Source organism: Capnocytophaga catalasegens (assembly GCF_026005215.1).
GTDB lineage: Bacteria > Bacteroidota > Bacteroidia > Flavobacteriales > Flavobacteriaceae > Capnocytophaga > Capnocytophaga catalasegens.
On sequence record NZ_BPMA01000023.1, the window covers coordinates 48,485 to 54,720 of the forward strand.

A 6,236-nucleotide genomic window follows, 5' to 3' on the forward strand; every position below is an offset into this window, starting at 1 on the left:
GATTTGATTTTTTTAGTATATTTGCCCCAATTAAATTATTTTATTGATGAAAACGATTTATTTCTGCTTGTTTTTTGTGAGTAGTGTCTGCTTTTTTTCAGTATTTTCGCAAGAAATGAAAATCAATCAAAGTGCACAAATTAAAGAGCTTATGGAAGTTAAAAAAGAATTTGGACAATTGGAAAAAACCTTCCAAATTCAAATTTATAATGGCAATGTAACCGATGCGAATAACGAAATGAAAAATGCCTCGGCTAAACTCAATATGCCTGTTTCTATAACTTTCGAAACGCCTAACTATAAAGTACGTGTTGGCAAATTTCGCTCGCGGATTGAAGCCGAAAAAGCACAAACAAAAGTACGCGCGCACTATCCTGCTTGTTTTGTAATTTCTCCTTATTAAAGAAATCAAGAGCAATTATCTCTAAGAGTTAGAAGGGCGTTTTTTCAACAAAACTTCTTTGTTTGCAACAGATATTCTATTAACTTATATCTTGGTGATATGTTACGAAAGACTTCACTTCGGTTTCGGATAATGGTCAGTATGATTCTATTTGTGGTGGTAGCTTTTGCTGTAATCGCCTTGGTTACAACGATGCAGTACAAGAAGCAATCGGTCAAGTATCACAAAGAACGCCTTTTGCACAAAGAGAAGCAAATAAAAACCCAGATACAATATACATTGTTGCAAACAACATTTCCGGTTGAAGCACAATATATCCCACTGATATTCAAAGATGAAATCTATCGAATATCGAATATTCAGAATGTAAATTTTAATCTGTACGATTTACAAGGGACTTTACTTAAAAGTTCACGTGCTGTTTTAGATGAAAGATTTGCCCACATTTGTATTCCAGACTCTATACTCAATGCGTTGGAATCGGCTGTGAATAAACGATACATAGAGCATACTATTATTGATAAGAAAGGTTATCAATCTTCGTATTCGTATGTGAATGATAATCAGTTTAAACCCATTCTGATACTGCATATACCTAATTTTGAAAACGATTCGTTCAACGAAAGCTCTTTGCGAAATTCGTTGTATAATTTGTCTATGGTATATGTAGTACTACTGATTATCGCTGTGGTATTGGCGTATTTTATTTCGACCTATATTACTAAATCATTAAAAACAATTGAGAAGCGACTTACTCAAACGCAGTTTCTTGAACACAATGAGAAAATTATTTTAGAAAATCCTTCCGCAGAAATAGGGCAATTAATCACCGCTTATAATTCGATGATTGATGAAATAGAAAGGAATAAACAGGCACTGGCAAAAAATGAACGGGAGCGAGCTTGGCGCGAAATGGCAAAGCAAATTGCTCACGAAATTAAAAATCCGCTTACTCCTATGCGCTTATCTATTCAGAGTTTTGAACGAAAATTTGACCCAAATTCGCCCAACGCACACCAGAAATTGACCGAATTCTCGCAAACACTCATTCAACAGATTGATACACTCAGTAGTATCGCTTCGGCTTTCTCTACCTTTACTCAAATGCCCGAACAACAACGTGAATATACCGATGTAGTCAAAATAGTACAAAACACAATTGATATTTTTGATAAAGAATGTGTTTTCTTTCAAAGTGAAGTCAAAAAAATTATCGCTTTTGTTGATAAAAATCAAATCAATCGAGTGGTAACCAATCTACTGAAAAATTCGCTACAAGCAACCAGTAATCTGGCAAAGCCTTATATTGAAGTGTTACTTCGGGTAGAAAACAAAGAGTTAGTTCTCTCTGTTAGAGACAATGGAATGGGGATTTCCCCAGAGTTACAAGAAAAAATATTTGAACCGAAATTTACTACCAAAAGCACTGGCTCAGGGCTGGGCTTGGCAATGGTCAAAAACATTGTTCAGTCGTATCAGGGACGCATCGAACTGATTTCGGAACTCAATAAGGGCGCTATGTTCGTCATTTACATTCCGTTATAAATTGGTCTGAAAGTTAATCATTAGTAAGTAAAACAAATTCGTATGTGGAAATCACTTCATTTTATAGAAAAATGTATCTTTGTGCTCAATCTGTTTTTGGGCGGATTGCTCTTGTTTGGGTACGTTTTGCCCTATATTCCTCCGAAATACTTTGCATTTTCGTCATTGAGCCTTTTTACGCCTTTACTTCTGATTATCAATATCTTTTTTATGGTATTGTGGATTGTAAAAAGCAAGAAAGTTTGGCTATTTTCAGGAGTGTTGTTTGTGTTGGGTATTCCTTTTTTGAATCGATTTATTCAGTTTTCAGGCGAAAATAATCCCCAAGATACGGATATAAAACTCATGTCATTCAATGCACGCGTATTCAATTATTATAATTGGCACACTGACACTACACTACATACCAAAATTGTTGATTTTATTGACCAAGAACACCCTAATATTATAGCCATTCAAGAATTTTATCGCAAAGAAAGTAATAGTTTTGACTTTTATAAATATAAAAAGATTATTTACAAAAATGCCAAAGATAACATTGGGCAGGCTATACTGAGTGATTATCCGATTATTCACAGCGGTTCGCTCAATTTTCCTCATACCAAAAACAATGGGATATTTGCAGATATTTTGATTGAAAAAGACACTTTGCGCTTGTATAGTTTACACTTCGAGTCGTTTCATATCAATCCAGAAGAGCAAGAATTATCGCAAGAAGGGTCTAAGCGCTTGTTGTTAAATTTGGGAAAACGATTTGCACTGCAACAATCTCAAGTTGAACTACTTGAAGCACACTATAAAGCATGTCCTTACAAGATTATTCTCTGCGGTGACTTTAACAATACGGCTTTTTCGTACTTGTATCGGCGTATAAAATCGGGGGGACTTCAAGATAGTTTTGTTGTTTGTGGGAAAGGATTTGGACAAACGTTCAATTTTAGCTATTTTCCGTTGCGAATTGATTATATTTTTACTGACCCCGTATTGCAACTATCAAGTTTTAAAACTTTTTCAGATATAAAATACTCTGACCATTATCCTATTTTAGCAACATTTCGTTTTGCTGAATAATTTTTATTCCAATTTTTATCACAACCGCTTTGTTACGCTGAATCAAGTTAAAATACAGTAAATTCTCACACTTAGCCAACTCGAAGTGTAGTAAATATTACCCTAATCGAAGTCAAAGTGCAGTAGGATACACTATAAATCAATTTATACATGGTATAAAAATGTATGTTTTTCTTTCAAAAAATAATTGTTTAATCTAATTTATGAACTTTTGGAAGTACTATTTCGTACGCGCTCTTGAAAATCACTCAATATATTCATATAATTGATATAGGCTTCGTACGGAGAGGCGTAGGGTGAGTCATTATTAGGAATGTATTCGGTAGAAAGTAACTTGGTTCGCATATAATAAAAGTGGTTACTTGCTTGCAATCGGCTATATACACGCAAAAGTTCTTCATCTTTACATTTTTTTATATTCTCATAAATAGAAAATAGTTCTTCGAAGGCATTTTCTTGTAGTTCATTACCAAGCCACGATGTAATATCACGCTCTTCATCTGTCCAAGAGATAGGATTGGGGACATAAATGGCTTCTTCGGCTTTGAATTTCTTAGCTACTTCCGTAGGGGTTAAAAAAGCATATTCTTTATCGTCTAAAATATATTGTGGAAGGTATTTTAAGAAATCAAAAATACCAGATTCGGGTTTATTATATTTTCCAAAGGCTTGATAATCCATAAAAAGGTTTATGACATCGCCTTCGGTTAGGCTACTTTTGAGCCAGTGTGCATACTTTTGTGCAGTAAGTGGATATTCATTCCAATTTTTGTCTGAAAATCGGAGTGAAATATCATCACTTAACTTAGAATTCTTCAATAGTATCTTAATTTTATCATTATCGGGGTGATGATGTACAAAATTTGGATTTTTCCACCCAAGAATGTGTTTAGCTCCCTCTGTAAGGATTGTTTTAAACCCGAGTTTAGCAATTCTTTTACCTATTTTGTCTGAATAAATGAGTGAAGTATTACGAAAAGCAACCGGTTTTTTTCCAAAAAGCTCTTTAATTCGTTTTATATGGTGTTTTACATCACGTTCGAACTCATCGGTATTGTCAGAAAGTGATGATAGGGAATGTGAATAAGGTTCGCAGAGGAATTCTACGCAGTCCGTTTTGGCTAAATCTTGCAGACTTAGAATAACTTCGGGAGCGTGAAGTTCTAAAAGTTCAATCGCACTACCTGAAATGGAAAACGCTACTTTAAAACGTCCTTTATATTTTTTGATTAGTTCCATCAGGATGTTGTTGGCAGGGAGATAACATTTTTTAGATAGTTTCTCAATATCTGCTTTATTTATATAATAGTCAAAATAGTCTGTACGCTTACCTATATCAAAGAAATGATACTTGCGTAGTTGTTCTGGGTGATGAATTTCGAAATAAAAACAAATAGCTTTCATAATTAAAAAGATTTAATTAAACATATTTTACTTATATTTTATAACTTAATATATATTTTTTGGTTGTATTATAAAAATTTCGGGATAATTCTATTATTTATACATCTGAACGTAATCTATTCTGTGCTTTGGTTAAAACTGCCAAATAGAAAGGAAAGGCAAATGCCAAAGCAACTATTGTACCAAGTATAATGTATAATAAAGGATATTTTATATGATATTTTTTTGATGAAGCAAATACAAATACAATAAAAGCAATATTGACAATTGTTAAATCTACAGCAAAAGAAGTCGTAACAGCATTTGCAGATAAATCAGTAATTAATTGTTCTGAGAAGAAATTCCCTCCCTCAGACATATATTGTAGATTATACTTCCAAGTAACTATCAATCCTATAAAGGCAATTACATAATACAGATTTACTAAATTAAAAATACGTGAAGTGTTTTTCATTGATGGTTTCATATGCTTATATATATTTATTTTTTAGCGGCTTTTACAAATTCATTTAGTTTATTATAGAGAGGAATCCATTGTTCGGCATCGAACATAAGGGTTACTAAATCAAGAAAACGACGTAAATCTTTTTCTAATTTTTTGCGTAGTTCTGTAGCACTTTTAATTTCTCGAAGTTCTGAATTGGCTTGTGCTTGTTGGTCAAAGATTTCTATGAAATTTTGATGCGATTTCTTTAATTGTTCAAAAGCTGTTTCTATCGATAAATTCTTAATGCGTTCTTGATTTTTAATAGAATTAAGAGCTTGAATCAATTTACTTAACTGAATAGTTTGCTCAGCATAACTAAGTTTATCTATTTTAAGACCATAGAGTTTAAATTCTTCAAAAAGAGCTATTGCATCTATATTATTGGGTGCAGAGTCGAGCTGTATATATCCTTCAAGGAATTTTTTCAATGAGCGAAAGGCTTGATCACGTTCTTTATCAGCTTTGGCAACACTTTGTCCTTTTCCACTAAATGTTTGTTTAGAAACTACTTCGTAATAAGGAGTGTAAGATGATTCTAATTTCTTTAAAAACAAATGATTTTGTACTTCGCTAATTTCTGATTGTTTAGCAGTCTGTATAACACGTTCGGCTAATGCTGCTAAATCTTTGGTGGATAATTGTCTATAATTTACTTTCATAAAAATTGAATTTAATACATTAAAATATTTGCAACAAATATACGTATAAAATATTTAATATCAATCATTTTTAATAAAAAAAATAGTATATGAAATTACTTTTTTTCATACAATGAAATATGTTGTTTTTGCTAGATTAACCTTTTTCATACGATGAAATATGTTATTTTTTCTATATTAACCTTTTTTCATACAATGAAAAGTATTATTTCAGATAGAATTTAACCTTTTTCATACGATGAAAAGTATTATTTCAGATAGATTTTAGCCTTTTTCATACGATGAAATATGTTATTTCAGATAGATTTTAACCTTTTTCATACGATGAAATATGTTATTTTTTCTAGATTAAACTATTTTCATACGATGAAATATATTATTTCAGATAGATTTTAACCTTTTTTATATCGAACTCACGTTAATTTATGATTTTAAAGACTTGTTGGATACGTTGGGTCGCAGTCCAACGCCAAAACTACACGTAGTTCTTTATCTACTATGCCCGTTACAGGGTCAATAACCAGAACTTTGGCTTTACCTTTTCTGTTAGTAAAATAAACAAACCACATATCCCGATTATTAACGATATTTTTTCCGATTTTCCAATGAGGCGTTTTACTAATATTTCTCCCAACATATTTTTTAGCAATAGCCATTGCTTGGAAAT

The 6,236-nt window shown here is 32.1% G+C and carries 7 protein-coding genes; 3 read left to right on the forward strand and 4 right to left on the reverse strand.

Annotation, left to right across the window (positions count from 1 at the left end):
- Window positions 1–46: 46 nt before the first annotated feature.
- The 3 genes from OO775_RS08315 (at window position 47) to OO775_RS08325 (ending at window position 3,019) form a co-directional block, all read left to right on the forward strand.
- Entirely contained in the window at window positions 47–403 is a 357-nt protein-coding gene (locus OO775_RS08315; RefSeq protein WP_264846620.1) for an SPOR domain-containing protein, read from the forward strand.
- 99 nt (window positions 404–502) lie between these two features.
- A complete protein-coding gene (locus tag OO775_RS08320; protein ID WP_264846621.1) occupies window positions 503–1,948 on the forward strand; it encodes an ATP-binding protein in 1,446 nt (481 codons plus the stop codon).
- Window positions 1,949–1,990: 42 nt separating this feature from the next.
- Window positions 1,991–3,019, forward strand: coding sequence for an endonuclease/exonuclease/phosphatase family protein (locus OO775_RS08325; RefSeq protein ID WP_264846622.1), 1,029 nt, complete (start codon window positions 1,991–1,993; stop codon window positions 3,017–3,019).
- A 201-nt stretch (window positions 3,020–3,220) separates the two neighbouring features.
- Here the strand turns inward: OO775_RS08325 and OO775_RS08330 are convergent, their stop codons facing one another.
- The 4 genes from OO775_RS08330 to OO775_RS08345 form a co-directional block, all read right to left on the reverse strand.
- Complete coding sequence (locus OO775_RS08330; RefSeq protein WP_264846623.1) at window positions 3,221–4,423, reverse strand: glycoside hydrolase family 57 protein; 1,203 nt, start codon at window positions 4,421–4,423, stop codon at window positions 3,221–3,223.
- Window positions 4,424–4,520: 97 nt separating this feature from the next.
- The gene (locus OO775_RS08335; protein WP_264846624.1) at window positions 4,521–4,889 is read right to left on the reverse strand and encodes a DUF2834 domain-containing protein; all 369 of its coding nucleotides are present in this window, start codon (window positions 4,887–4,889) and stop codon (window positions 4,521–4,523) included.
- 14 nt (window positions 4,890–4,903) lie between these two features.
- Window positions 4,904–5,569, reverse strand: a complete 666-nt coding sequence (locus OO775_RS08340) for a DUF6261 family protein (protein ID WP_264846625.1) — start codon at window positions 5,567–5,569, stop codon at window positions 4,904–4,906.
- Window positions 5,570–6,000: 431 nt separating this feature from the next.
- On the reverse strand, window positions 6,001–6,236 hold a 236-nt coding region (locus tag OO775_RS08345), incomplete at its 5' end, for a hypothetical protein (RefSeq protein WP_264846626.1).